The following is a 25,609-nucleotide window of genomic DNA, read 5'->3' as shown; positions in this document are numbered from 1 at the left end:
GAGCTGACTTGCCTGCGATGCAAGCGCTGCGGTCTGGCTGGCACACCGCAGGGATGCCATTGCGAGCAACCCCGCTCCCACAGGGGAGGTGAGGCTTCAGCTCTGCTGCCTGATCAACGCCAGCAGCGTCCACCCGGAGCCCGGTTTCAAATCGCTGTCAGGTGTCACCACGTGCACCCAGCCACTGTTGTCGCGGGCGAACAGCAGGGTGAGGCGTTTGCCATGCAGGGCCAGGTAGTCTTCCCAGGTGAAGTTGTCGGTCAGGTTGGTGCTGTACAGTTCGGCTCCCTGGCTCAATTCGCTGGCCAGCTGGCCGTAGGTCAGCGCCGGGCTGCCCAGTGCCTGCCCGCGGTACTCATGGCTGGCACGGTGTTTGTCGGTACGGCGGTTCTCCTGGCCATTGGTCAAGGCAAACAGGCGCTGTGGCCCGAATTCGTGGTGAAAGCGTACTGCTGCCAGGGTATTCAGCTCGCCAGAAGGTGACAGCGCGAGCAAGTGCCCCAGACCCACCAGGTCAAGATGGCTTTCGGCGTGCTCCGAGGCCGGATTCCCAAAGTAAGTGGGCAGGTTTTCCATACGCGCTGCGCGAATGTTCTCCCAGTTGGAGTCGGTCAGCAGCACACGGCTACCGAGTTGTTGCAGGGCTTTGCCAATGAGCCGGGCAGGGCCATTGGCGCCGACGATCAAAAAGCCGCTGGGCGCGGGCTCCGCCACCTTGAGCAGGCGTGCCAGGGGGCGCGCAGTAGCGCTTTGTAGCACCACGGTGCCAATGATCACCGCAAAGGTCAGAGGTACCAGCAGCAGCGCGCCCTGGTGGCCCGCTTCGTCCAGGCGGATCGCGAAAATCGCTGAAACGGCTGCCGCCACAATCCCGCGCGGGGCGATCCAGGCCAGCAGGGCGCGTTCGCGCCAGTCAAGTTTTGAACCCAGGGTCGAGAGCGCCACGTTCAGCGGCCGGGCAATGAACTGAATGACCAGCAACAACACCAGCACCACAGGGCCCAGCCCGATCATCGCGTTCAAGTCCAGGCGCGCTGCGAGCAAGATAAACAGGCCCGAGATCAGGAAGATGCTCAGGTTCTCCTTGAAGTGCAGGATGTTGCGCACATCAACGCCTTTCATATTGGCCATCCACATGCCCATCAGTGTGACCGCCAGCAGACCGGACTCATGCATGACCCTGTTGGCACCAATAAACACGGCCAGCACCGCCGCCAGCGTAGCCAGGCTGTGCAGGTACTCCGGCAGCCATTGGCGGCGTACGATTTGGCCCATGACCCAGCCGCCTGCGATGCCAAACAGGCAGCCGCATACAATCACTCCGGCGAAGGTCAGCAGGCTGTGGCTCAGGCCCTCGCCGGTGGCGCTGGCAATAATGAAGCTGTAGACCACCACCGCGAGCAGTGCGCCAATCGGGTCGATAACGATGCCTTCCCAGCGCAGGATATTGGCAATCGACGCCTTGGGCCGCACCACGCGCAGCATCGGCACAATCACCGTAGGCCCGGTGACCAGTGTCAGCGTCCCGAACAGCAGCGCCAGCAGCCAGTCAAAACCCAGCAGCCAGTGGGTGGCCAGGGTAATCACGGCCCAGGTCGAAAGAGCACCGATGGTCACCAGCCGATGCACGACGGTGCCGATTTCGCGCCACTCGGACAAGTGCAGGGTCAGGCTGCCTTCGAACAGGATCAGCGCCACCGCCAGCGAAACCAGAGGCATCAGCAGGGGGCCGAACAGTTCTTGCGGGTCCAGCCAGCCCAATACCGGGCCGACCATTATCCCGCTCAACAGCAAAAAAAGAATGGCCGGCAGCTTCAGGCGCCAGGCCAGCCATTGGGAACCCAGGGCTGCGATGCCGATGCCGCCGAAAGACAGCAAAATCTGTTGTTCGGTCATAGAGTGATCCTGTGAGAACTTGGGGTTTATGGCATCCGCCGGCTATGAAAGACTAGCGCCCACTTTTGCAGTTCACTTTTTATTTGTGCGCAGCCTCCGACCTGCGTATTTCGAGCGCCAATGCCCGCTATAGACGATCCACTTATCGACCGCTTTCTGGATGCCCTATGGCTGGAGAAAGGCCTGTCGGACAACACCCGCAGTGCTTATCGCAGTGACCTGGCCTTGTTCAATGGCTGGTTGCTGGAGCGCCATATAGCTTTGGCGAGTGCCGGGCGCGAGTTGATCCTCGATCATCTGGCCTGGCGCTTGGAACAGAACTACAAGCCTCGTTCAACGGCGCGTTTTCTCTCTGGTGCGCGTGGCTTCTACCGCTATCTGCTGCGAGAAAACCTGATTGCCATCGACCCTACTTTGCAGGTCGATATGCCGCAGTTGGGCAGGCCATTGCCAAAGTCCCTGTCAGAGGCCGACGTGGAGGCATTGCTCGCGGCACCCGACTTGAGTGAGGCCATCGGCCAGCGTGATCGGGCCATGCTCGAAGTGCTGTATGCCTGTGGCCTGCGGGTAACGGAGCTGATCAGCCTGACCCTGGAACAGGTCAACCTGCGCCAGGGCGTTTTGCGCGTGATGGGCAAGGGCAGCAAGGAGCGTCTGGTGCCGATGGGGGAGGAGGCCATCGTGCGGGTCGAGCGCTACATGCGTGATGCCCGTCACGAGCTGCTCGGCGGTCGCCCCAGTGATGTGCTGTTCCCCAGCCTGCGCGGGGAGCAAATGACCCGCCAGACCTTCTGGCACCGCATCAAGCATCAAGCCAGGGTGGCCGGGATCGACAAGTCGCTGTCGCCACACACCCTGCGTCATGCCTTCGCCACCCATTTGCTCAATCACGGCGCCGATTTGCGTGTGGTGCAAATGCTGTTGGGGCACAGCGACCTGTCGACCACGCAGATTTACACCCACGTTGCCCGTGCCCGCCTGCAGGACCTGCATGCCCGCCATCACCCGCGTGGCTAGTCGGAGTCGGTCATGCAGGCCATCTGTGGTAGGCTTTGCCGGTTTAGAAAGCGCGCCACCCAAACCCGCTGTTTCAGGGCGGGTATCGGGGTTGGCAGCTTTGCCCGTCTTCAGGAGTTCCCATGCGCGTGATCCAGATTTTTGCCGCCGCAGCCATTGCGTTGGTCAGCACCTTCTCGTTCGCCGATACCGGCGCCGAACAAGCCATCCGCAAGAGCCTCGAAACCCTGCAGCTGGATGTGCCGGTCGAGAGCATCAGCGCCAGCCCGATGGCCGGCCTGTATGAAGTCAAGCTCAAGGGCAGCCGCGTGCTGTATGCCAGTGCTGATGGCCAGTTCATTGTTCAGGGCTACATGTTCCAGCTCAAGGACGGCAAGCCGGTCAACCTGACCGAGCAGGCCGAGCGCGTTGGCGTGGCCAAATTGATCAACGGTATTCCGGTGGCAGAGACCGTCGTTTACCCTGCAATCGGCGAAACCAAGTCGCATATCACGGTCTTTACCGATACCACCTGCCCGTATTGCCACAAATTGCATGCCGAAGTCCCGCAACTGAACAAAATGGGGATTGAAGTGCGCTATGTTGCGTTCCCGCGTCAGGGTCTCGGCTCTGCGGGTGACCAGCAGTTGCAGGCGGTGTGGTGTTCCAAGGACAAAAAAGCGGCGATGGACAAGATGACGGATGGTAAAACCGTCGAGGCGCCAAAATGCGTCAATCCGGTTGCCAAGCAGTTCGCCATGGGCCAGTCCATCGGCGTCAATGGCACGCCAGCCATCGTTTTGGCTGACGGTCAGGTAATTCCTGGTTATCAGCCTGCTGCGCAGGTTGGCAAGCTGGCACTCAGTGTTAAATAATCCAGTGTCGTCAAGGTAAGCCTTTGACGATCATGGCGGGGCGCTTCAGCTGTCCGGCCATTTATTAGAGAACCGTGGCAATCCACGGTTGTTTTCCACGGCCGACCTTGAGTCGGCCGTTTTATGGGGAGTTCAGCGTGAATCCGGTCAAAGTAGGTATCTGTGGGCTCGGGACCGTCGGTGGCGGCACCTTCAACGTACTAAAGCGTAACGCCGAGGAAATTGCCCGCCGTGCCGGGCGTGGTATCCAGGTTGCGCAAATTGCAATGCGTACGCCAAACCCTCAGTGCGACATTACCGGTACCCCCATTACCAACGATGTATTCGCTGTTGCGACCAACCCTGAAATCGACATCGTTATCGAGCTGATCGGCGGTTACACCATCGCCCGCGAGCTGGTGCTCAAGGCCATCGAAAACGGCAAGCATGTTGTGACCGCGAACAAGGCGCTGATTGCCGTTCACGGTAATGAAATCTTCGCCAAGGCCCAGGAAAAGGGCGTGATCGTGGCGTTCGAAGCGGCCGTTGCAGGCGGCATCCCGGTGATCAAGGCGATCCGTGAAGGCCTCTCGGCCAACCGCATCAACTGGGTGGCGGGCATCATCAACGGTACCGGTAACTTCATCCTCACCGAAATGCGCGAAAAAGGACGTACGTTCGAAGACGTGCTGGCAGAAGCGCAAGCGCTGGGTTATGCCGAAGCCGACCCAACCTTCGATGTTGAAGGCATTGATGCGGCGCACAAACTGACGATTCTGGCGTCGATTGCCTTCGGCATCCCGCTGCAATTCGACAAGGCCTACACCGAAGGCATCACCAAGCTGACAACCGCTGACGTGAATTATGCAGAAGCGCTGGGCTATCGCATCAAGCATCTGGGTGTTGCACGCAGCACGGCCAACGGTATCGAGCTACGGGTCCACCCGACGCTGATTCCGGCTGACCGCCTGATCGCCAACGTCAATGGCGTGATGAATGCCGTGATGGTCAACGGTGATGCTGCCGGTTCGACCCTGTTCTACGGTGCAGGCGCCGGTATGGAGCCTACGGCTTCGTCAGTGATTGCCGACCTGGTAGACGTGGTGCGTGCCATGACCAGCGACCCGGAAAACCGCGTACCGCACCTGGCTTTCCAGCCTGATCTGCTGTCTGATCACCCGATCCTGCCGATCGAAGCGTGCGAAAGTGCCTACTACCTGCGTATCCAGGCCAAGGATCATCCGGGCGTGCTGGCGCAAGTGGCCAGTATCCTGTCCGAGCGCGGCATCAACATCGAATCGATCATGCAGAAAGAAGTCGAGGAGCACGACGGCCTGGTGCCGATGATCCTGCTGACCCACCGCGTGATCGAGCAGCACATCAACGATGCCATCGCTGCGCTTGAAGCGTTGCAGGGCGTTGTGGGCCCGGTTGTTCGCATCCGCGTTGAGCATCTTAATTAATCAAGAGCTGCAAGCGACAAGCTACAAGCAAGAGCCAGATTGCATTTTTCTTGCCGCTTGTAGCTAAACCGCTTGCCGCTCAAACCGAAGGTTTGAACCCATGCGCTATATCAGTACCCGTGGCCAGGCACCGGCCCTGAATTTTGAAGATGTGTTGCTGGCCGGTCTGGCCAGTGATGGCGGTTTGTATGTACCGGAAAACCTGCCGCGCTTTACCCAGGAAGAAATCGCTTCCTGGGCTGGTTTGCCTTACCACGAACTGGCCTTTCGGGTCATGCGCCCGTTCGTGACCGGCAGCATTCCGGATGCCGACTTCAAAAAGATTCTCGAAGAAACCTACGGCGCGTTTTCCCACGCCGCTGTAGCGCCGCTGCGTCAGCTCAATGGCAACGAATGGGTGCTGGAGCTGTTTCACGGCCCCACCCTGGCGTTCAAGGACTTTGCCCTGCAACTGCTCGGCCGCTTGCTCGACTACGTGCTGGCCAAGCGGGGCGAGCGCGTGGTGATCGTCGGCGCGACCTCCGGTGATACCGGTTCGGCTGCGATCGAAGGCTGCAAACACTGCGAGAACGTCGATATTTTCATCCTGCACCCCAACAACCGGGTGTCGGAAGTACAGCGTCGGCAGATGACCACGCTGTTCGGTGACAACATCCATAACATCGCCATCGAAGGCAACTTCGATGACTGCCAGGAAATGGTCAAGGCCAGCTTCGCCGACCAGGGCTTCCTCAAGGGCACACGCCTGGTCGCAGTGAATTCGATCAACTGGGCGCGGATCATGGCCCAGATCGTTTATTACTTCCACGCATCCCTGCAACTGGGCGGGCCACACCGCTCGGTGTCGTTCTCGGTGCCTACCGGTAACTTCGGTGACATCTTCGCCGGCTACCTGGCACGCAACATGGGCTTGCCGATCAATCAGCTGATCGTGGCCACCAACCGCAATGACATCCTGCACCGCTTCATGAGCGGCAACCAGTATGCCAAGGACACCCTGCACGCGACCCTGTCGCCATCCATGGACATCATGGTGTCTTCGAACTTCGAACGCTTGCTGTTCGACCTTCATGGTCGCAATGGCGCAGCCGTTGCCGGGCTGATGGATACCTTCAAGCAAACCGGCAACTTCAGCGTTGAAGAAGACCGCTGGACCGAAGCGCGCCGTCTGTTCGACTCGCTGGCAGTGGATGACGAACAAACCTGCGAAACCATCGCCCAGGTATTTGCCGAAAGCGGCGAAGTGCTCGACCCGCACACCGCCATTGGTGTGCATGCGGCTCGTGAATGCCGTCGCAGCCTGGACATTCCGATGGTGATACTGGGCACGGCACATCCGGTCAAGTTTCCGGATGCAGTTGAAAAAGCCGGCGTAGGTAAAGCGCTGGAGTTGCCGTCGCACCTTTCTGATTTGTTTGAGCGAGAGGAGCGTTACACCGTGTTGGCCAATGACCTCAAGGCTGTCCAGGCCTTTGTCAGCCAGCATGGCAACCGTGGTAAACCGCTTTAACGGCATTCGTCTTACGTAATTTGAAGCCCGTCATCTGACGGGCTTTTTTATTGGTGCATGGCAAACTTGTCTGGTCTTCGCCCCTCCTGTGATGGCGAATACCCGGTCAAGGATGCTGTCATGTCACGTATTCACCAGACATTTGAATCATGGATGCGCATGGTGTTGGCCATGGCCTTGTTGAGCCTTGCCCTGCCGGTCATGGGTGCTTCCGGAACGCCCTTCAGGCTCGCGACAAGCTTTGTGGAGATCAAGCCTCTGCAACTGGATGCCTCGGAGCAGCAATGGTTGGCCAATCATGGAACGCTACGGGTTGGCATCGCCATTGGCGATCACGAGCCGGTCGACATCACTGACGACCTCAACAACTACCAGGGTATCAGTGCAGATTACTTGAGCATTGTTCGTGACAGGCTGGGCGTGCCTGTCGAAGTCCTGGGCTACAGGCGGCGAGATCAGGCCGTTGCAGAGTTGCTGGCCGGCAATATCGATATTCTGACCAGCGCCAGCGGGTTTGAGCAAGGGATTGAGGGGGTTGTTCTTTCCCGGGAGTACATGACTGATCGACTGGTTATCGCTTGCCGCTCATGTGAGGATGAACCGATCAAAAACTGGGTCGGGAAAAAAATCGGCTTTATTGAGGGGTACGTCGATGTACATACCGCCCAGGCGTTTTACCCTGACAGTGAAATCATCACCATCAGTGACCTGCATAATGCAATGGATGCCCTGGTTGAAGGGGATATTGACGGGTTTATCGGCAATGAACTTATCCTGCAGTCCTTCAAAAGTGTTCGGCCTCATTCGGGGCTACGCATTATCGGTGACAGCGCCTTGCCAACTTACGGATTTGCATTTGCCACACGTCTTTCTGGGCCCGAACTTGGGTCATTGATCAACCGGGCGCTGGGCAGTCTAGATGAAAGTACATCGCGCATGGTGCTTTCGCGCTGGACCATCGGGCTTGAAGGGGGCGCTGTTCAACCGAACATCAATCTGCTGCCCGGCGAGTTCGAGTGGATCCAGCGTAATCCGGTTGTACCCCTGGCGACCCAGCAGTTCCCCTTATACGCTTTCAAGACCGGAGACGGTCGCTGGGTGGGGTTGAGTGTGGATATTCTGGCGCGAATTTCTCGCATGACCGGGCTGCAGTTTGTACATAAAGAAGCGTTTTCGACGGTACAAATTCTCGACATGCTCAAAAGTGGTGAGGCACTGATGAACTCAAGCCTCTCCAGCAGTCGTGAGCGCAAAGTTTTTTTGAACTTCACCTACTCATACGGACAAACACCCTGGGTGTTTGTTGTACGAGTCAATGATTCCCGGCCGGGTTCATTGGGCGAACTTGCCGGCAAGGTCCTGGCGCTTCCAGCCAGGCACGCTCTCGAAGACTTGATTCGACGTGAATACCCCGAAATTACTCTGCTTCTGGTTGATACCTACGCCCAGGCACGTCACGCGGTCGCCAATGGCGATGCAGATGCGACGATCCAGACAGAGACACAGGCTCATCTGTTCCCACCGGGGCGCCTCAAGGTCGGGCGCAGTGTTGACGGGCAATGGGCTGTAGCCAGCTTTTCGGTGCCTGTCCGATACCCGGAGCTTTTCAGCATCATGAACAAAGCGCTGGAAGCCATGCCCATGGCCGAGATTCGGGCGCTGAGAAGCAAGTGGCTGGGCGGTGTGGGCAAGCCGCTGATTACCGAGAGTGGCCTGTATCACTCAGACCGTCTGAGTTGGGCGATTGCTGCTTTGATTGCGGCTGGGCTTCTGTTCTCTGCCTACACCTGGTTTCTGCGTAGGCAACTGACTATTGCGCGTCAGCTCGAGAAAACCTTGAAGGAGCGGTTGGGGCTCTGCCACCGCTTTCTGGATGGTATCCCCAGCCCGATTTTCGTGGTTGGCCTGGAGGGGGAGCTGATTACCTGCAATCAAAGCTATGAGCAGCGTTTATCGGTCCAGTTGGGACAGATTCGCGGGTTGAAGGTGACTGATGTCGATTTGTTTTCGCAGGAGCTGGCCGAGAAGTTCCAGCGCGGAATAATGAGCATGATTCAAAGCCGAAAACCCTACTACCAAAAACGGTGGGTGGAGTTTAAGTCCGGAGGTATGGAGATCTATCAGTGGGTTGTTCCTTTTTATTCAGAAACTGGGCGTCTGGAGGGGCTGGTAGGAGGATGGTTCGACAAATCCGAAGCCAAAAAGTGGGATCAGTAAGCTGATTCGATCCAGTAGAAGCAAGTAGTAGTGGATTCCTATGGTATTTACAGATATGTCCTATGTGCATTGTTCGTCGAGCCTACTAAGGTTTACCTCCTCTGTAGCGCTAGGTTTATGCCTGAAGGCCCATGATGCGATCTTTGAAAGTATTGATTCTTGAAGACAACCCGTTTCAATTGATGGTATTGCATCAAATGTTGAATGCCTTCCGCATTTTTGACGTGTTGACGGCCGAAAGCGTTGATTCCGCCCGCGAGTCCTTGCTCAGACGCGGCGCCATAGACGTGGCTATTTGTGATTTGTATCTGGAGGGGGCATCAGGGCTGGAGCTGATCAGCGAGTTGGCCCTTAAACGCAACGCGGCAGCGTTGATCATTTTGAGTGCTGCTGCGCCTCAGGTCATCGAGAAGGCGGCCAGAACTGCCCGCAGGCAGGGTCTCAAGGTGCTGGGGTGTCTGTCCAAGCCAGTCACCCTCGACGGGTTGGGGCAATTGTTGGGCGCCTTCCAGCCACCGCAGACAAGTGTTGGTGGTGCGAATGCAGATTAATTTCCAGTACTTGGGAACTTCCGGTCGGTTTTGTTTGTCAGATTTTTCATCAACAGGAGCAAGTTTATTGCTCCGATACTTGTAGCCTGTTGAGCGGGTTATCATGACCCTGTTAAACCCCGAGTAGCCTCCCCACTGCTCGGGGTTTTTTTATGCGTACTTGTTATTGCAAGTCCAGATAAGACAGAGACGGGGAACCCAATGTGATGAGTATCGAATTGACGTTGCGAATGACCTCACGCCCTTGTGCCGTGTCCGAGCAGCCAACATAAATCGATTGATAATCCGGGGCGCCCTGTATCGGATAAAACAGCAGTTCTTCGGATGACAAACCTTGCTGGCTGGCCTTGGCCTGAATTTCTGGCCAGTAGCCCAATAGCGTCGGCATGCGGCCTGCATGTTGCATTTGCAGCAGGCTGCCCAACGGATCGTTACCGTAATGCATGACAATCTGACCTGGCGGGCTCAGCTTCAACTGGTTATCAATCAATACTCCGTAGCTGCGTTTGGCAATGACTCCAAGCTTGAGGGTTTTCGCCTTGAGCAGCCCCGGCAGGTCGACCTTGTCGTCATGGACAAAGGGTTCGATCAAGTGCAGATTCTCACGCAGTATTGCCATGCCATTGCTGTGCATAATCGCAACGGGTTCGGAGTAGACGATCGAGAGGGCGCGGGCGGGATTCCAGATCAGCGCCGGATCGCAGGTCAGCGACGGTTCTTCAAGCATCTGCAGGGCCCGGGCCCGGTTAACCTGCATAATCACGTGCTGGTATTGCGGCATGCCTGCGATCAGGGCTGGCATCAGCTGATCAATTATCCCCATACCTTTTTGCGGGCCATGAAACACCGTTAATGGCGGCAGGTCGCGCAGCAACCAGATAAGCGTTGGCGCTGCCTGACTGGCCGGGCCCCAGATCAGAAACAGTGCGGTGATCAGGCCGGCCCAAAGTCTTCGTAAAGTTGAGCGCTGAGTCATCGTGCTGAACTCCTTGGGTTGCCACTAAAAATGGCCAACACGCCTAGATGGCGCCCGCTTGCTTGAGATTGGCGATTGCTGTGGCGTCGTAACCCAAACCGCTCAACACCTCGAGATTGTGCGCACCGAGTTCGGGGCCGACCCAATCTGCCGAGCCCGGAGTGTCGGAGAGCCTTGGTACTATACCGGGCATCTTAAAGTCTTTGCCGTCAGGCAGTTTGGCTTGCAGGAACATTTCACGGGCCAGAAATTGTGGATCGCTGAACATGTCTTCTGCCGAGAAAATACGGCTGGCCGGCACCTGCGCTGCGCCCAGTTGTTCAAGCACCGTGGCCAGCGGCAGGGAGCCGACCCAGCGGTCAATCACGCCATACAGTTCGTCACGCCGCGCGTCACGGCCATCGTTGTGTGCAAGCGCCGGGTCATCGGCCAGGTCATCACGCCCGATAATCTGCATGAAACGCTTGAAAATGGCGTCGCCATTGGCGCCGATCTGTACGTGCTTGCCGTCCAGGCTGGTGTGGATCGAAGAGGGAGTAATACCTGGCATGATATTGCCCGTACGTTCACGGATAAAACCGAACACATCAAATTCGGGAACCATGCTTTCCATCATGGCAAAAATGGCTTCGTAGAGCGCCACGTCTACCACCTGGCCCTGGCCGCCGTTAACCTCGCGATGACGCAAAGCCATCAGGGCACCGATCACGCCCCACAGAGCGGCAATCGAGTCGCCAATCGAGATGCCCGTGCGCACTGGCGGGCGATCCTCGAAGCCGGTGATATAACGCAGCCCGCCCATGGATTCGCCGACCGCACCAAACCCCGGCTGGTCTTTCATCGGGCCGGTCTGGCCAAAGCCGGACAGTCGCACCATCACCAGCCTGGGGTTCAGCGCATGCAGCACATCCCAGCCCAGCCCGAGTTTTTCCAGCACCCCGGGGCGAAAGTTTTCGATCAGGATATCGGCGTCGGCCAGCAGTTCCTTGAGGATGCTCAGGCCGTCGGGGTGTTTGAGATTCAGGGTCAGGGATTTCTTGTTGCGCGCCTGGACGAACCACCATAGCGATGTGCCTTCATACAGCTTGCGCCATTTTCGCAATGGGTCGCCGCCGTCAGGGGATTCGACCTTGATCACCTGGGCGCCAAACTCGGCGCAGATGCGCGATGCAAAAGGCCCGGCGATCAGGGTACCCAATTCAACAACTTTAAGGCCTGAAAGGGGTTTGGTGGCGAGCGGCATGTGGAATCCTTGTCCAAGGGCGAGCGAGTACAGCCTTTTAACATAGCTGGAGGCTGGCAAGAAGCTGGCCGATTCGTTCAATCACGGTGTATCGGTTAGACTTGTCGCCTTTCTCCGTATCAAGAAGCCCGTTCATGGCACAGCCGTCCACGACCTACAAGTTTGAACTCAACCTTACCGATCTCGATCGCGGGGTCTATGAAAGCGTCAAGCAAACCATCGCCCGTCATCCTTCGGAAACTGAAGAGCGCATGACCGTGCGCCTTCTGGCCTATGCCTTTTGGTACAACGAGCAGCTGTCTTTCGGTCGTGGCCTGTCTGATGTAGACGAACCGGCCCTGTGGGAAAAAAGCCTGGATGACCGTGTTCTGCACTGGATCGAAGTCGGCCAGCCCGATGCCGACCGCCTGACCTGGTGCTCGCGCCGCACCGAGCGCACCAGCCTGCTGGCCTATGGCAGCTTGCGCGTGTGGGAAGGCAAGGTCATTCCGGCAATCAAGAACCTGAAAAACGTCAATATCGCAGCGGTACCGCAAGAGATTCTTGAGGTGCTGGCCAAAGATATGCCACGGGTTATCAAGTGGGACGTGATGATCAGCGAAGGCACGATTTTCGTGACTGACGATCGCGGCCAGCACGAAGTGCAACTGCAGTGGCTGCAAGGCGAACGCGGCTAGGTTCCAACACTTATTTACGCTCAGAGACTCTTTACCTGCTTATGCGCATCGAACCTCGTCCACTGCCTGAAACCCTGCCTTTTTTGGGCGAAATGCCAACCCTGCTGACACGCCTTTACGCCGCACGGGGTGTGCAGTCGCAAGCTGAACTGGACAAAAGCCTGGCGCGGCTGATTCCGTATCAGCAGCTCAAGGGCATCGATGCCGCAGTGGACTTGCTGGTGGTCGCGCTTGAGCAGCGCCAGCGCATCCTGATCGTCGGCGACTTTGACGCCGACGGCGCCACGGCCAGCACCGTGGGCCTGCTGGGTCTGCGCCTGCTGGGAGCGGCCCATGTCGATTACCTGGTACCTAACCGTTTCGAATACGGTTACGGGTTGACCCCGGAAATTGTCGAAGTCGCGCTGACCCGCACGCCGCAGCTGTTGATCACGGTCGATAACGGAATATCCAGTATCGAAGGCGTGGCCGCGGCGAAAAAGGCCGGTTTGAGCGTCCTGGTCACCGACCACCACTTGCCGGGCAGCGAGTTGCCGGCCGCAGATGCGATCGTCAACCCCAACCAGCCCGGCTGCGAGTTCCCGAGCAAGGCGCTGGCGGGGGTAGGGGTGATCTTCTACGTGTTGATCGCCTTGCGTGCGCGCCTCAACACCCTGGGCTGGTACCAGAACAGCAAGGCGCCAAACATCGCCGAACTTCTGGACCTGGTTGCCTTGGGCAGCGTGGCGGACGTGGTGCCACTGGATGCCAATAACCGCATCCTTGTACATCAGGGCCTTGAGCGCATTCGTGCCGGGCGTGCCCGTCCGGGGCTCAAGGCGATTCTGGAAGTGGCCAAGCGTGATCACTCGAAGATCACCTCGACCGACCTGGGTTTTATTCTGGGGCCGCGTCTCAACGCCGCGGGTCGTCTGGACGACATGAGCCTGGGCATCGAATGCCTGCTTACCGATGACGCCAATGCCGCAAGGGAAATGGCCGCGCAACTGGACGAGATGAACCAGGACCGCAAGTCCATCGAGCAGGGCATGCAGCGTGAGGCGCTGGCCCAGCTCAAGGACCTGACCATCGACAGCATGCCGTTTGGCCTGTGCCTGTTCGACCCCGAGTGGCACCAGGGAGTGATCGGAATTCTGGCTTCGCGGCTCAAGGAGCGTTACTTCCGTCCGACCTTCGCTTTTGCCGATGCCGGTGATGGCATGCTCAAGGGCTCCGGGCGCTCGGTGCCGGGTTTTCATATTCGTGATGCGCTCAGCGTGGTGGCGGCTCAACATCCGGACTTGATCAGCAAATACGGTGGCCATGCGATGGCGGCTGGCCTGACCTTGCCTGAGGCCAACTTCCCGCTGTTCTGTGAGGCCTTTGATGCTGAAGTTCGGCGTCAATTGCGTGAAGAAGACCTGACCGGGCGCATGCTGTCGGACGGCAGCCTGGCAGTTGAAGAGTTTCATCTGGAGCTGGCGCGTGCCCTGCGTAATGCCGGGCCTTGGGGACAGCACTTTCCTGAACCGCTGTTTCACGGAGTGTTCCAGTTGGTGGAGCAACGCATTGTGGGCGAGCGGCACTTGAAAGTGGTGCTTAAGACAGAATGTGGCAGCGTAAAGCTCGACGGTATCGCCTTTGGCGTTGATCGCGAAGTGTGGCCGAACCCGACCATTCGCTGGGTTGAACTGGCCTACAAACTCGACCTCAACGAATTTCGTGGCAACGAAACCGTACAGTTGATGATTGCGCATATCGAACCGCGATGATCCGCCAAGCCCGCTCCCACCAAAACCACCACGACCCGGTGCGATTTGAACCCTCCCTCATCCAGTGTTGTCGACTAGGCTCTAACGAAGTATCTGGAGCCCGCCCACTGGAATTAGAGGTGACCCATGAGTCTGCTGCTCGAACCCTATACCCTGCGCCAACTGACCCTTCTTAACCGCATTGCGGTCTCGCCAATGTGCCAGTACTCCAGCGTCGACGGGCTGGCCAATGACTGGCATTTAGTCCATCTGGGCAGCCGCGCCGTTGGCGGTGCCGGGCTGATTTTTACTGAAGCCACCGCCGTTACCCCCGAAGGCCGAATCACCGCCCAGGATCTGGGTCTGTGGAACGACGAGCAGATTGAACCGCTGCAACGCATCACCCGCTTTATCCGCGCCCAAGGCGCTGTGGCCGGCATCCAGCTGGCCCACGCAGGGCGCAAGGCCAGTACCCACCGCCCCTGGCTGGGCAAGCATGGCAGCGTCAAGGTGGAGGAGGGCGGCTGGGTGCCGGTCGGGCCGTCACCGATAGCCTTCGACCCGCAACACACAGCGCCCGCGCAACTGGACGAAAGCCAGATCAAGGAGGTCATCCAGGCTTTCGTGGCTGCCGCCAGGCGGGCACTGGAGGCCGGGTTCTCGGTGGTCGAGGTTCATGCCGCCCACGGTTACTTGCTGCATCAATTTCTTTCACCGTTGAGCAACCAGAGGCGTGACCAATACGGCGGTTCGTTTGAGAATCGCATTCGTCTGGTGCTGGAGGTGATCGAGGCCGTGCGCGGGGTATGGCCGCAGGAGCTGCCGTTGTTTGTTCGCGTCTCGGCCACCGACTGGGTGGAAGACGGCTGGAACCCGGACGAAACTGTCGAGCTGGCGCGCCGTCTCAAGGCATTGGGGGTGGACCTGATCGACGTGTCTTCGGGCGGTACTGCAGCCAATGCCGAGATTCCGGTAGGGCCGGGTTATCAGACCCGTTTTGCCGAACGCGTGCGCAAAGAAGCCTGCATCGCCACTGGTACGGTGGGCATGATCACCGAACCCGCACAGGCCGAACATATCCTGCGCACCGGTCAGGCCAACCTGATTCTGTTGGCTCGTGAGCTGTTGCGTGACCCGTACTGGCCGCTGCACGCGGACGACGATCTGGGCGGTAAAAAGGCCACCTGGCCAGCCCAGTATCAGCGCGCAACCCATCGCGACCAACCGATCCATGAGTCCGATCTGCGCGACTGATACCTTGGCTCTTTACGATAAGCCCGCCTGCTGGCGGGCTTTCTGGCTCCCCCTGACCCTGTTACGAGAGGATGCTTATGAGTTTGCTCGACCAACTGCTTAAATCTGGCCAACAGATGCTGGAGAAAAAAACCGGCACCCAAGGCGGCGCCTCCAGTGGTGGCAAAGGCGGCCTGGGTGACCTGCTCGGTTCTGGTGGCCTGGGTGGTCTGCTCTCCGGGGCTGGTGGCGGTGCCCTGGCAGCCAGTGCACTGGGCCTGCTGCTAGGCAACAAGAGTGCGCGAAAATATGGTGGCCAGGCGCTGACCTATGGTGGTCTGGCGGCTTTGGGCGTGCTGGCCTATAAAGCCTACGGCAATTGGCAGGCCAACCAGGGCACTGCGCCGCAGACCGAACCGCAAACCATTGACCGCGTCCCTGCACCGCAAGTGGAGCAACACAGCCAGGCAATCCTCAAGGCGCTGGTGGCTGCCGCCAAGGCTGATGGCCATGTGGATGAGCGTGAGCGCCAACTGATCGATGGCGAACTGAACAAGCTCAATGGCGACCCTGGGTTGCGTCAATGGCTGCAAGCAGAGCTGAACAAGCCGCTGGACCCCGTCGAAGTGGCCAGTGCTGCCACTACCCCGGAAATCGCGGCCGAAATGTATATCGCCAGCCTGATCCTGGTGGACGAAGAGCATTTTATGGAGCGCGCTTACCTGGAGGAGCTGGCCAAACAGCTCAAGCTCGACCCGGGCCTGAAGACCGAGCTGGAAACCCAGGTCAAACAGGCGCACGGCTAACGCATTATTTGGGCTTGAACCCCGCGATATAGCTGTTTTAAACGCCCCGAACCGCAAAGGTCCGGGGCGTTTTTTATCGTCCTCGTTTCGACCTGCTGCAACTTCGCCGTCATAATCCCCTGTTAGCCTGCCCGCCAGAAATAATTTGTTACGTATTAACAGGGATCTGCAATGAGCGACGAGAAAGACCAGGACACCCAACGCCCGGCTGACAGCAGCCGCCGTCGCTTCCTCGCCGGTGCTGCGGCACTGGGCGTCGGGGCTGCGACTTTGAGCGCTTGCGGTGCCAGCGAGCAGGGCCGTCCCGCCCAGTCGCAGCCGCTGACCCCGGCCGAGCTGGACAAAAAACTCCACGAGCAGGTCAAGACCATTGTGGTGATCTATGCCGAGAACCGCAGCTTCAACAATCTGTTTGCCAATTTCCCCGGTGTAGAGAAGCCGTTGTCGGCACTCAAGCCCGCTGATTATCAGCAGCGCGACCGAGATGGCAGCTTGCTTCAGACTTTGCCACCGGTCTGGGGCGGAGTGCTGCAAGTGGGGCCGCAGACGGTCGATGGCGTGACCTATGCCCCGGGCGAGCAGTACCAGCAGAACCTGCCCAACGCCCCCTTTGCTCTTAAAGGGCCGAATCAGGAAGACTTGCCGCTGAACCTGGTGACCCGTGACCTGTGGCACGTGTTTTATCAGAACCAGATGCAGATCAACGATGGCAAAAATGACCAGTTTGTTGCCTGGGGAGATTCGGGTGGTTTGCCCATGGGTTACTACGCCCAGTCGCAGTACTCATTGCGGCTGTGGGACGTGGCTCGCGAATTCGTGCTGTGCGACAACTTCTTTCAGGGTGCATTCGGCGGTTCGTTCCTCAACCACCAGTACCTGATCAGCGCTGCCGTGCCGTTCTATCCGAACGCAAACACCTCTGTGGCCGAGGCGCAGATTGCTGTGCTGCAAGGGGACGACCCCACCGGTACGCGTCTCAAGCCCCTGGCCAAGTCCCCGGCCAGTGCCATGACCGGTGCTCCGCAGTTCGGCCCCAGTGCGCTCACGCCCGACGGTTTTGCCGTCAACACCATGGCACCGCCTTACTGGCCGACCTGGATCCGCGACCCTGAGCGTCCGGATTACGCCAAGCCAGATCTGCCGAGTGTGCTGGTGCCGCAAAGCCATGAGCATATTGGCGACAAGCTGAGCAAAAAGAATATCGACTGGGCCTGGTACGCGGGTGCCTGGCAGGCCACGCTGGAGCAGTTCAAGGGCTCGGACGGGATCCCCAAGATCCCCAACTTCCAGTACCACCACCAACCGTTCAACTATTTCGTGCAACAGGGCCCGGAGAACCCGCAGGAGCGCAGCAAGCGTTTGCGCGACGGTGGCCTGGGCGACGAAGCCGCTACCAACCGCTTTCTGGCTGATGCCGAGGCGGGCAAGTTGCCGGCGGTGAGCTTTTACAAGCCCCAAGGCAACCTCAACCTGCACGCCGGCTATGCCGATGTGGCGGCCGGTGACCGTCACCTTGACCGGGTGCTCAAGGTGCTGCGCAGCAGTCCGCAATGGGACAACATGGTCGTGGTGCTGACTGTGGACGAAAACGGTGGCTGGTGGGACCACGTTGCGCCGCCCAAGGGCGACCGTTGGGGGCCGGGCACACGGATTCCGGCGTTGGTGGTGTCACCTTTCGCGCGCAAGGGCACCGTAGATCATACGGTGTATGACACCGCTTCGATCCTGCGCCTGATCACCCGTGTGCATCAGCTGGAAGTGCTCGATGGTCTCAAACAGCGTGACGCGGCAATGAAAGCTCGCGGGCAAGCGCCCATGGGCGACCTGAGCAATGCGTTGATGTTCTGATAACCGCTCCCACAGATTTGAGGCAATCTCCTACATAGTCACTGTGTTTTTATATGTAGGAATATTTGTCTGTTGCTGTGAGATCCGTCTCAACACCTGTACGAATCATTGCGTACCCTCGGCTATACTCACCATCATTTGAATGGCACCCGAGGATCGACTGTGAAGAACTGGACGTTACGCCAACGCATCTTGGCGAGCTTTGCTGTAATCATCGCCATTATGCTGCTGATGGTTGTTGCGTCTTACTCGCGCCTGCTGTCGATCGAAACCAGTGAAGAGAAAGTGCAAACCGACTCGATCCCCGGCGTCTATTACAGCTCGATGATTCGTAGCGCCTGGGTCGACAGCTATGTCCTGACCCTGGAACTGGTAGGGTCGCTTAACCAGCGTGATCTGACCAATGAAGACCGCAAGTTGTACGCCAGCTACGAAGAGCGCTTGAACAAAGAGCTGGATAACTACCGCGGCACCATTTTTGAAGGTGAAGACAGGGCCCACTTCGACGACTTCGAACGTCTGCATGAAGAGTACGGCGTGGTGTTGGCGAAAATTCTTGAGCTCTATCAAAACAAGGATTTCGCTCAGGCCCACAAGGTGCTTGGCGAGCAACTGGCTCCGGCCTGGATGGAAGGCCGCAAGTTGCTCAACAGCATTATTGAAGGCAACAGCGAGTCGGCCAAGCTTGCCACTGACAATATTGGCCAGGCGGTACTCACCGCCAAGATCAGCATGGTCATTTCGCTGGTTATTGCCGTACTTGCAGCCGCGCTTTGTGGCTTCCTGTTGTTGCGGGCAATCATGTCGCCGATGCAACGCATCGTGTCGATTCTGGAAGTGATGCGCTCCGGTGACTTGAGTTCGCGCTTGAACCTGGAGCGCAAGGACGAGTTCGGCGCTGTCGAAACCGGCTTCAACGACATGATGGCCGAGCTGACTACGCTGGTGTCCCAAGCCCAGCGTTCTTCGGTGCAAGTGACCACCTCGGTCACTGAAATCGCCGCCACTTCCAAGCAGCAGCAGGCCACTGCGACCGAAACCGCAGCCACGACCACAGAGATCGGCGCCACGTCCCGTGAAATCGCGGCAACGTCTCGTGATCTGGTGCGCACCATGACCGAAGTGACCTCGGCCGCCGATCAGGCCTCGATCCTGGCCGGTTCCGGGCAGCAAGGCCTGGCGCGTATGGAAGAAACCATGCACTCGGTAATGGGTGCTGCCGACCTGGTCAACGCCAAGCTGGCGATCCTCAACGAGAAGGCCGGCAACATTAACCAGGTGGTGGTGACCATCGTCAAAGTGGCCGACCAGACCAACCTGCTGTCGCTCAACGCTGCCATCGAGGCCGAAAAAGCCGGTGAATATGGCCGCGGTTTTGCCGTGGTTGCCACCGAAGTCCGGCGTTTGGCCGACCAGACCGCTGTGGCCACCTACGATATCGAGCAGATGGTGCGTGAGATTCAGTCTGCGGTCTCTGCTGGCGTGATGGGCATGGACAAGTTTTCTGAAGAAGTGCGCCGCGGCATGTCCGAGGTGCAGCAAGTGGGTGAGCAACTCTCGCAAATTATCCACCAGGTGCAGGCTCTGGCGCCGCGCGTACTGATGGTCAACGAAGGCATGCAGGCTCAGGCCACAGGCGCCGAGCAGATCAACCTTGCGCTGGTGCAACTGGGTGATGCCAGCAGCCAGACTGTCGAGTCCCTGCGTCAGGCCAGCTTCGCGATCGACGAACTCAGTCAGGTTGCCGTTGGGCTGCGCAGCGGCGTATCGCGCTTTAAAGTCTGATGAGCGAGCTTTCAGCCAAAAGCGCTGGCGCCAAGGTGTCGCATAAGCGCCTGTTCCTGGTGTTTTTTATCGGTAGCGAGCGCTATGCCCTGGCGGCCAGTGACGTGGTCGAGGTGCTGCCGCGCTTGCCACTCAAGCCCATCGCCCATGCCCCTGCCTGGGTGGCGGGGGTGTTTTCGCATCGTGATCGAATGGTCCCGGTGATCGATGTCAGCGCCATGACCTTCGGCAACGAAGCCGTCGCCCGTACCAGCACCCGGCTGGTGTTGGTCAACTATCGCGGGCAGTTGCTCGGCTTGCTGCTTGAGCAGGCCAGTGACACCTTGCGCTGTGATCCGGCGGACTTTCAGCCCTATGGCGTCGATAACCGCGATGCGCCGTACCTGGGGCCGGTGCGCAAGGACGAGGCCGGACTGTTGCAGTGGTTGAGTGTTGACGACCTGCTCAGCCCCGCAGTGTCTGCACTGCTATTTGCCCAAAGCGAAGATGACACCTGCGCCCAGGTGGCCCCATGAGTCCAGACCAACGTTTTTTCGATTATTTGAAGCAGCGCATCGGTCTGGATGTGGCCTCGGTCGGCCCGGCAATTATCGAGCGTGCCGTACGCCAGCGCTGTATTGCGTTGGATATGGCCGATAACGATCGCTACTGGCAGCGTCTGCTCAGCTCCCAGGAAGAACAGCAAGCCCTGATCGAATCGGTGATCGTGCCCGAGACCTGGTTCTTTCGTTACCCCGAATCCTTTGCCACGCTGGGTCGCCTGGCCAGGCAGCGCCTGGCAGAAATCGGCAGCCGACGCGCGTTGCGTATCCTCAGTCTGCCGTGCTCGACCGGTGAGGAACCGTATTCGATAGCCATGGCGCTGTTTGATGCCGGTTTTGCTGCGCATCAATTCAAGGTCGATGCCCTGGATGTCAGTCCGCTTTCGGTGCAGCGTGCGCAAAACGCGCTGTATGGCAAAAACTCGTTTCGTGGTCAGCCAACTGATTTTCGTGAGCGCTACTTCAGTGCCGAGAACGATGGTTATCAATTGTCGGAGCGGGTTTGCGCGCAAGTCAGCTTCACCGCAGGCAACCTGCTGGACCCGATACTGCTCGCCAGCCGCGAGCCTTATGACTTTGTGTTCTGCCGCAATCTGTTGATCTACTTCGATCTTAAAACCCAGCAGCAGGCGCTGGACGTACTCAAGCGTCTGACCCGTGATGACGGGGTTTTATTTATCGGCCCGGCCGAGGGCAGCCTGCTCAGTCGTTTGGGCATGCGCTCGATCGGTGCGCCACAGTCATTTGCCTTTTGCCACAGCCCCGAGCCTGTTCCTGCAGCTAATCCTGTACTGGCAGAGTTCAAGCCACTGCTGCGCCCCCAGCCGCCGACACCGCTACCACCAGCGGCCAACCGCCCGTTTGCGCCGCGGCCTAAAGCCCATGTGGCGCCGAAAGCAGCCCCGAAACCGGCATCGAAAACTGAAGAGCCGATGGTGTTGCTTGAACAGATCGCCACTTTGGCCAATGAAGGTAAAAGCCAGGAGGCCCGCGCGGTCTGCGAGCAGTTCTTGCAGCGCCACGACCCGCAGGCTGAGGTGTTTTACTGGCTGGGCCTGCTCAGTGATGTTCAGGGCCAGACGGCCGAGGCCCAGGGTTTTTACCGCAAGGCGTTGTACCTGGAACCCCAGCATTCTGAAGCATTGGCCCATCTGGCGGCCCTGTTGGCTTCGCAAGGCGATACGGCAGGCGCCCAGCGCTTGCACGAGCGCGCTGCCCGTAACGGGCGTTCGGCCCCAAGTGAGCGTAAACAATGAGCGCTTTAGCCGCACAGAGCTTGATCCACTCCGAAGCGCAGGCCGTCGACGACTGCTGGAACCGCATTGGTATCTACGGTGACAAGAGCTGCACGTTGTTGCCCCAGCATATCCATTGCCGTAACTGTGCAGTGTATTCGAGTGCCGCAACCCGCTTGCTGGATCGCTACGCCTTTGAGCACGAGAGTCAGGAAATCCAGGCCTCGCAGGGGCATGAAGAGAAAGTCGCGACCTGCTCACTGGTGATTTTTCGCCTGGGTGAGGAGTGGTTGGGGCTGCCCACGCGTTGTCTGGATGAAGTGGCGCCGATACAGACGATTCACTCCCTGCCGCACCAGCGTTCCCGGGCCTTGCGCGGTGTGGCCAATGTGCGTGGCACTTTGGTGCCGTGCCTGTCGCTGGTTGAACTGCTGGGGCTCGACCCTGCCGTGCCGGGTGCCTCATCGCTGCGGGTCATGCCGCGCATGCTGATTGTGGCGGCCCACGGCGGTGCAGTGGTGTTGCCGGTGGATGAGGTGGATGGCATTCATAACATTGCCGAGGACGAAATCAGTTCTGCGTCTCTCTCCGGTGAGCATGCCAGCGCCAAATACACCCGGGGTGTGCTGCAGTGGAAAACCCGCAGCCTGCGTTTACTGGATGAAGAGCAACTGCTGAACGCAATCACCCGGAGCCTCACATGACCCCCGAGCAAATGCGCGACGCCTCGCTGCTTGAACTGTTCAGCCTTGAGGCCGAGGCGCAAACCCAGGTGCTCAACGAGGGTCTGCTGGCGCTGGAACGCAACCCGACCCAGGCCGATCAGCTTGAGGCCTGCATGCGTGCAGCCCATTCGCTCAAGGGCGCAGCCCGGATTGTCGGGGTGGATGCCGGGGTAAGCGTTTCCCATGTCATGGAAGATTGTCTGGTCAGTGCCCAGGAAGGGCGTTTGTACCTGCAGCGCGAGCACATCGATGCCTTGTTGCAAGGAACCGACCTGCTGATGCGTATTGCCACACCCGGCAACACAGTCACGCCGCAAGACATCGACGCCTATGTGGCGCACATGAACGAACTGCTGGACCCGTCGGCACCGACCGCGCGGGTGGCACCGCCCGAGTTTGACGTGTCGCAACTGCTGCTGATGCCGGAACCGGCTGCGCCAGAGCCGGCGCTTGAAGCACCGGTGCAAGCCCAGGCTGAGCCCGAGGTGGTACCTGAGCCTGTGCGGCGTCCCCAGCGGCTGACCGAAAGCGGCGAGCGGGTCTTGCGCGTCACGGCCCAGCGCCTCAACAGCCTGCTCGACCTGTCCAGTAAATCGCTGGTCGAAACCCAGCGGCTGAAGCCCTTTCTGGTGTCGTTGCAGCGCCTCAAGCGCATGCAAAGTACCAACCTGCGGGCCATGGACACGCTCAACGAACAGCTCAAGGTCACCGGTATCAGCCATGAGGCCGTGGAGGCGCTGGCGGATGCCCGGCGGATTCTGTCCGAGTCGCAGCATTTGTTGAGTGAGCAGACAGCTGAGCTCGACGAATTTTGCTGGCAGGCTGGCCAGCGTGCGCAATTGCTCTACGACACCGCACTGGCCTGCCGCATGCGGCCATTTGCCGATGTGCTGGTCGGGCAGGAGCGTATGGTGCGTGATTTGGGCCGCGCCCTGGGCAAGCAGATCCGCCTGGAAATCGAAGGTGAAAAAACCCAGGTCGACCGCGACGTGCTGGAAAAGCTCGAAGCGCCCTTGATCCATTTGCTGCGCAATGCCGTCGATCACGGCATCGAGCCACCTGAGCAGCGCTTGCTGGCGGGCAAGCCTGCCGAAGGCCTGATCCGCCTGCGTATCTCCCATCAGGCCGGTTTGCTGGTACTGGAGCTGAGCGATGATGGCGCCGGTGTGGACCTTGACCGTTTGCGCCGCACCATCGTAGAGCGCCAGCTGTCCACCGAATCGACGGTGGCCCAACTGAGCGAAGAAGAACTGCTGACTTTCCTGTTCCTGCCGGGTTTCAGCCTGCGTGACACCGTGACCGAAGTCTCGGGGCGCGGCGTGGGCCTGGATGCGGTGCAGCACATGGTGCGCTTGCTGCGTGGTGCGATTGTGCTGGAGCACACCCCGCAACATGGCAGCCGCTTCCACCTTGAGGTGCCGCTGACCCTGTCCGTGGTCCGCAGCCTGGTGGTTGAAGTGGCAGACGAGGCGTATGCCTTCCCGCTGGCCCATATCGAACGCATGCGCGACCTGCAGCCCGATGACATCGTGCAGCTCGAAGGTCGTCAGCATTTCTGGCATGAAGGCCGCCATGTGGGGCTGGTTGCCGCCAGCCAGCTGCTGCAGCGCCAGCCCAGTCAGAGCGATGACGAGACCCTCAAGGTGGTGGTGATTCGCGAGCGCGATGCGGTGTATGGCGTGGCTGTTGAGCGCTTTATTGGTGAGCGCACCCTGGTGGTCCTGCCGCTCGATCCACGTTTGGGCAAGGTTCAGGATATTTCCGCCGGGGCCTTGCTGGACGATGGCTCGCCGGTGCTGATCGTGGATGTCGAAGACATGCTGCGCTCGGTGGACAAACTGCTCAATACCGGACGTCTTGAGCGTATCGACCGGCGTAACCGGCATACCGCCGAACTGACCCGCAAACGTATTCTGGTGGTGGATGACTCGCTGACAGTGCGTGAGCTGCAACGCAAGCTGCTGATCAACCGTGGCTATGAAGTGGCCGTGGCGGTTGACGGCATGGACGGCTGGAACGCCTTGCGGGCCGAACACTTTGATTTGTTGATTACCGATATCGATATGCCGCGCATGGATGGCATTGAACTGGTTACCCTGTTGCGGCGCGATAGCCGTTTGCAATCGATGCCGGTGATGGTGGTGTCGTACAAGGACCGTGAAGAAGACCGTCGGCGCGGCCTGGATGCAGGAGCCGACTATTATCTAGCCAAAGCCAGTTTCCATGACGATGCCCTGCTTGATGCAGTGGTTGAACTCATTGGAGGAGCCCAGACATGAGAATCGCCATCGTCAACGATATGCCCCTGGCGGTTGAGGCCTTGCGCCGGGCGCTGGCGTTCGAGCCCGCGCACCAGGTGATCTGGGTTGCCGGTGATGGCCAGGAAGCAGTGCGCCTGTGCGCCGAGAACACCCCTGACCTGATTTTGATGGACTTGATCATGCCGGTCATGGATGGCGTCGAAGCCACACGCCGGATCATGGCCGAAAGCCCCTGCGCGATTGTGATTGTCACCATCGACCGCGAGCAAAATGTGCACCGTGTTTTTGAAGCCATGGGCTTTGGCGCTCTGGATGTGGTGGACACCCCTGTACTGGGTGGCAGCAACCCCCGCGAAGCAGCTGCGCCATTGCTGCGCAAAATCCTCAATGTTGGATGGTTGATGGGCCAGAGTGAAAAACGCGTCAAACCGGTAGTGACTCAGACGCGCGTGCCGGGTGTGCGTGGCGGGCTGGTGGCTATCGGTTCGTCGGCAGGTGGTCCGGCAGCGCTGGAAACCTTGCTTAAAGGCCTGCCGAGAAACTTTGATGCAGCTATCGTGCTGGTTCAGCACGTTGACCAGGTGTTTGCCGCCGGCATGGCCGAGTGGCTGAGCACATCCTGCGGTCTGGATGTGCGTTTGGCCCGCGACGGTGAAACGCCGCAGGTGGGCACCGTGCTGCTGGCGGGCACCAACCACCATATCCGCTTATTGAAAAACGGTACGCTGGCCTACACCGCGGAACCGGTCAATGAAATCTATCGACCTTCGATAAATGTATTTTTTGAAAGTGTTGCCCGCTACTGGAACGGCGAGGCGGTGGGTGTGCTGTTGACCGGTATGGGGCGTGACGGGGCCCAAGGTCTTAAACTCATGCGTGAGCAGGGGTTTCTTACCATCGCCCAGGATCAGCAAAGCAGCTCGGTGTACGGTATGCCCAAAGCGGCTGCGGCCATCGATGCAGCGGTCGAGATCCGCCCATTGGACAAGATTGCGCCACGCTTGCTGGAGAAATTTGCCAAATGACTGGTAGAACCCGGCAGGACTGGCTTGAAGGTAGTA

Annotated in this window: 20 protein-coding genes; 17 read left to right on the top strand and 3 right to left on the bottom strand. The window is 59.0% G+C overall.

Annotated features, from left to right (window positions below):
• Positions 1 to 96: 96 nt before the first annotated feature.
• Positions 97 to 1,896, bottom strand: coding sequence for a cation:proton antiporter (locus tag CJU81_RS11815; RefSeq protein WP_095036759.1), 1,800 nt, complete (start codon positions 1,894 to 1,896; stop codon positions 97 to 99).
• A 120-nt stretch (positions 1,897 to 2,016) separates the two neighbouring features.
• Between CJU81_RS11815 and xerD the strand changes: the two genes are divergently transcribed.
• The 6 genes from xerD to CJU81_RS11785 all read left to right on the top strand — a co-directional run bounded on the left by xerD (position 2,017) and on the right by CJU81_RS11785 (position 9,487).
• Positions 2,017 to 2,913 (top strand): site-specific tyrosine recombinase XerD, encoded by an 897-nt coding sequence (gene xerD / locus CJU81_RS11810; protein WP_095036758.1) that lies wholly within the window; start codon positions 2,017 to 2,019, stop codon positions 2,911 to 2,913.
• A gap of 122 nt (positions 2,914 to 3,035) precedes the next feature.
• Positions 3,036 to 3,767: a DsbC family protein gene (locus tag CJU81_RS11805; RefSeq protein WP_095028896.1), complete on the top strand. Its 732-nt coding sequence runs from the start codon at positions 3,036 to 3,038 to the stop codon at positions 3,765 to 3,767.
• 137 nt (positions 3,768 to 3,904) lie between these two features.
• Positions 3,905 to 5,209, top strand: coding sequence for a homoserine dehydrogenase (locus CJU81_RS11800; RefSeq protein WP_095036757.1), 1,305 nt, complete (start codon positions 3,905 to 3,907; stop codon positions 5,207 to 5,209).
• A 100-nt stretch (positions 5,210 to 5,309) separates the two neighbouring features.
• Positions 5,310 to 6,719, top strand: coding sequence for a threonine synthase (thrC, locus tag CJU81_RS11795; protein ID WP_095036756.1), 1,410 nt, complete (start codon positions 5,310 to 5,312; stop codon positions 6,717 to 6,719).
• Between the two features lie 120 nt (positions 6,720 to 6,839).
• Positions 6,840 to 8,936, top strand: coding sequence for a transporter substrate-binding domain-containing protein (locus tag CJU81_RS11790; RefSeq protein WP_095036755.1), 2,097 nt, complete (start codon positions 6,840 to 6,842; stop codon positions 8,934 to 8,936).
• Between the two features lie 131 nt (positions 8,937 to 9,067).
• On the top strand, positions 9,068 to 9,487 hold the full coding sequence (locus CJU81_RS11785; protein ID WP_095036754.1) for a response regulator: 420 nt from the start codon (positions 9,068 to 9,070) through the stop codon (positions 9,485 to 9,487).
• A 163-nt stretch (positions 9,488 to 9,650) separates the two neighbouring features.
• Here CJU81_RS11785 and CJU81_RS11780 read toward each other — a convergent pair whose 3' ends face one another.
• Together CJU81_RS11780 and CJU81_RS11775 are read right to left on the bottom strand one after the other, a co-directional pair.
• Complete coding sequence (locus CJU81_RS11780; RefSeq protein WP_095036753.1) at positions 9,651 to 10,463, bottom strand: TIGR02285 family protein; 813 nt, start codon at positions 10,461 to 10,463, stop codon at positions 9,651 to 9,653.
• Positions 10,464 to 10,506: 43 nt separating this feature from the next.
• Positions 10,507 to 11,706: a CaiB/BaiF CoA transferase family protein gene (locus tag CJU81_RS11775; protein ID WP_095036752.1), complete on the bottom strand. Its 1,200-nt coding sequence runs from the start codon at positions 11,704 to 11,706 to the stop codon at positions 10,507 to 10,509.
• A 134-nt stretch (positions 11,707 to 11,840) separates the two neighbouring features.
• Between CJU81_RS11775 and CJU81_RS11770 the strand changes: the two genes are divergently transcribed.
• The 11 genes from CJU81_RS11770 to CJU81_RS11720 all read left to right on the top strand — a co-directional run bounded on the left by CJU81_RS11770 (position 11,841) and on the right by CJU81_RS11720 (position 25,573).
• A complete protein-coding gene (locus CJU81_RS11770; protein ID WP_016781928.1) occupies positions 11,841 to 12,383 on the top strand; it encodes a YaeQ family protein in 543 nt (180 codons plus the stop codon).
• A gap of 41 nt (positions 12,384 to 12,424) precedes the next feature.
• On the top strand, positions 12,425 to 14,134 hold the full coding sequence (recJ, locus tag CJU81_RS11765) for a single-stranded-DNA-specific exonuclease RecJ (protein ID WP_095036751.1): 1,710 nt from the start codon (positions 12,425 to 12,427) through the stop codon (positions 14,132 to 14,134).
• Positions 14,135 to 14,260: 126 nt separating this feature from the next.
• Positions 14,261 to 15,367 carry an NADH:flavin oxidoreductase/NADH oxidase gene (locus CJU81_RS11760; RefSeq protein ID WP_095036750.1) on the top strand — a complete coding sequence of 369 codons (1,107 nt, stop codon included), beginning with the start codon at positions 14,261 to 14,263 and terminating at the stop codon, positions 15,365 to 15,367.
• 77 nt (positions 15,368 to 15,444) lie between these two features.
• Positions 15,445 to 16,152 carry a tellurite resistance TerB family protein gene (locus CJU81_RS11755; RefSeq protein ID WP_095036749.1) on the top strand — a complete coding sequence of 236 codons (708 nt, stop codon included), beginning with the start codon at positions 15,445 to 15,447 and terminating at the stop codon, positions 16,150 to 16,152.
• A gap of 171 nt (positions 16,153 to 16,323) precedes the next feature.
• Positions 16,324 to 18,000, top strand: a complete 1,677-nt coding sequence (locus tag CJU81_RS11750) for an acid phosphatase (RefSeq protein ID WP_095036748.1) — start codon at positions 16,324 to 16,326, stop codon at positions 17,998 to 18,000.
• A 222-nt stretch (positions 18,001 to 18,222) separates the two neighbouring features.
• Entirely contained in the window at positions 18,223 to 19,785 is a 1,563-nt protein-coding gene (locus CJU81_RS11745; RefSeq protein WP_441007418.1) for a methyl-accepting chemotaxis protein, read from the top strand.
• Positions 19,785 to 20,300, top strand: a complete 516-nt coding sequence (locus tag CJU81_RS11740) for a chemotaxis protein CheW (protein ID WP_095036746.1) — start codon at positions 19,785 to 19,787, stop codon at positions 20,298 to 20,300. The genes CJU81_RS11745 and CJU81_RS11740 overlap by 1 nt, the downstream gene beginning before the upstream one ends.
• Positions 20,297 to 21,583, top strand: coding sequence for a CheR family methyltransferase (locus CJU81_RS11735; protein WP_095036745.1), 1,287 nt, complete (start codon positions 20,297 to 20,299; stop codon positions 21,581 to 21,583). Before CJU81_RS11740 ends, CJU81_RS11735 begins: the two co-directional genes overlap by 4 nt.
• On the top strand, positions 21,580 to 22,266 hold the full coding sequence (locus CJU81_RS11730; protein ID WP_095036744.1) for a chemotaxis protein CheW: 687 nt from the start codon (positions 21,580 to 21,582) through the stop codon (positions 22,264 to 22,266). The genes CJU81_RS11735 and CJU81_RS11730 overlap by 4 nt, the downstream gene beginning before the upstream one ends.
• A complete protein-coding gene (locus CJU81_RS11725; RefSeq protein WP_095036743.1) occupies positions 22,263 to 24,566 on the top strand; it encodes a hybrid sensor histidine kinase/response regulator in 2,304 nt (767 codons plus the stop codon). The genes CJU81_RS11730 and CJU81_RS11725 overlap by 4 nt, the downstream gene beginning before the upstream one ends.
• Positions 24,563 to 25,573: a chemotaxis response regulator protein-glutamate methylesterase gene (locus tag CJU81_RS11720; RefSeq protein WP_095036742.1), complete on the top strand. Its 1,011-nt coding sequence runs from the start codon at positions 24,563 to 24,565 to the stop codon at positions 25,571 to 25,573. Before CJU81_RS11725 ends, CJU81_RS11720 begins: the two co-directional genes overlap by 4 nt.
• Positions 25,574 to 25,609: the final 36 nt, after the last annotated feature.

Origin of the sequence: Pseudomonas fragi, assembly GCF_002269505.1 — a bacterium.
In the GTDB taxonomy this organism is placed as follows: Bacteria; Pseudomonadota; Gammaproteobacteria; order Pseudomonadales; family Pseudomonadaceae; genus Aquipseudomonas; species Aquipseudomonas fragi_D.
Note: the sequence above shows the minus strand (reverse complement) of the source record. Positions and strands in the feature narration are given on the sequence as shown.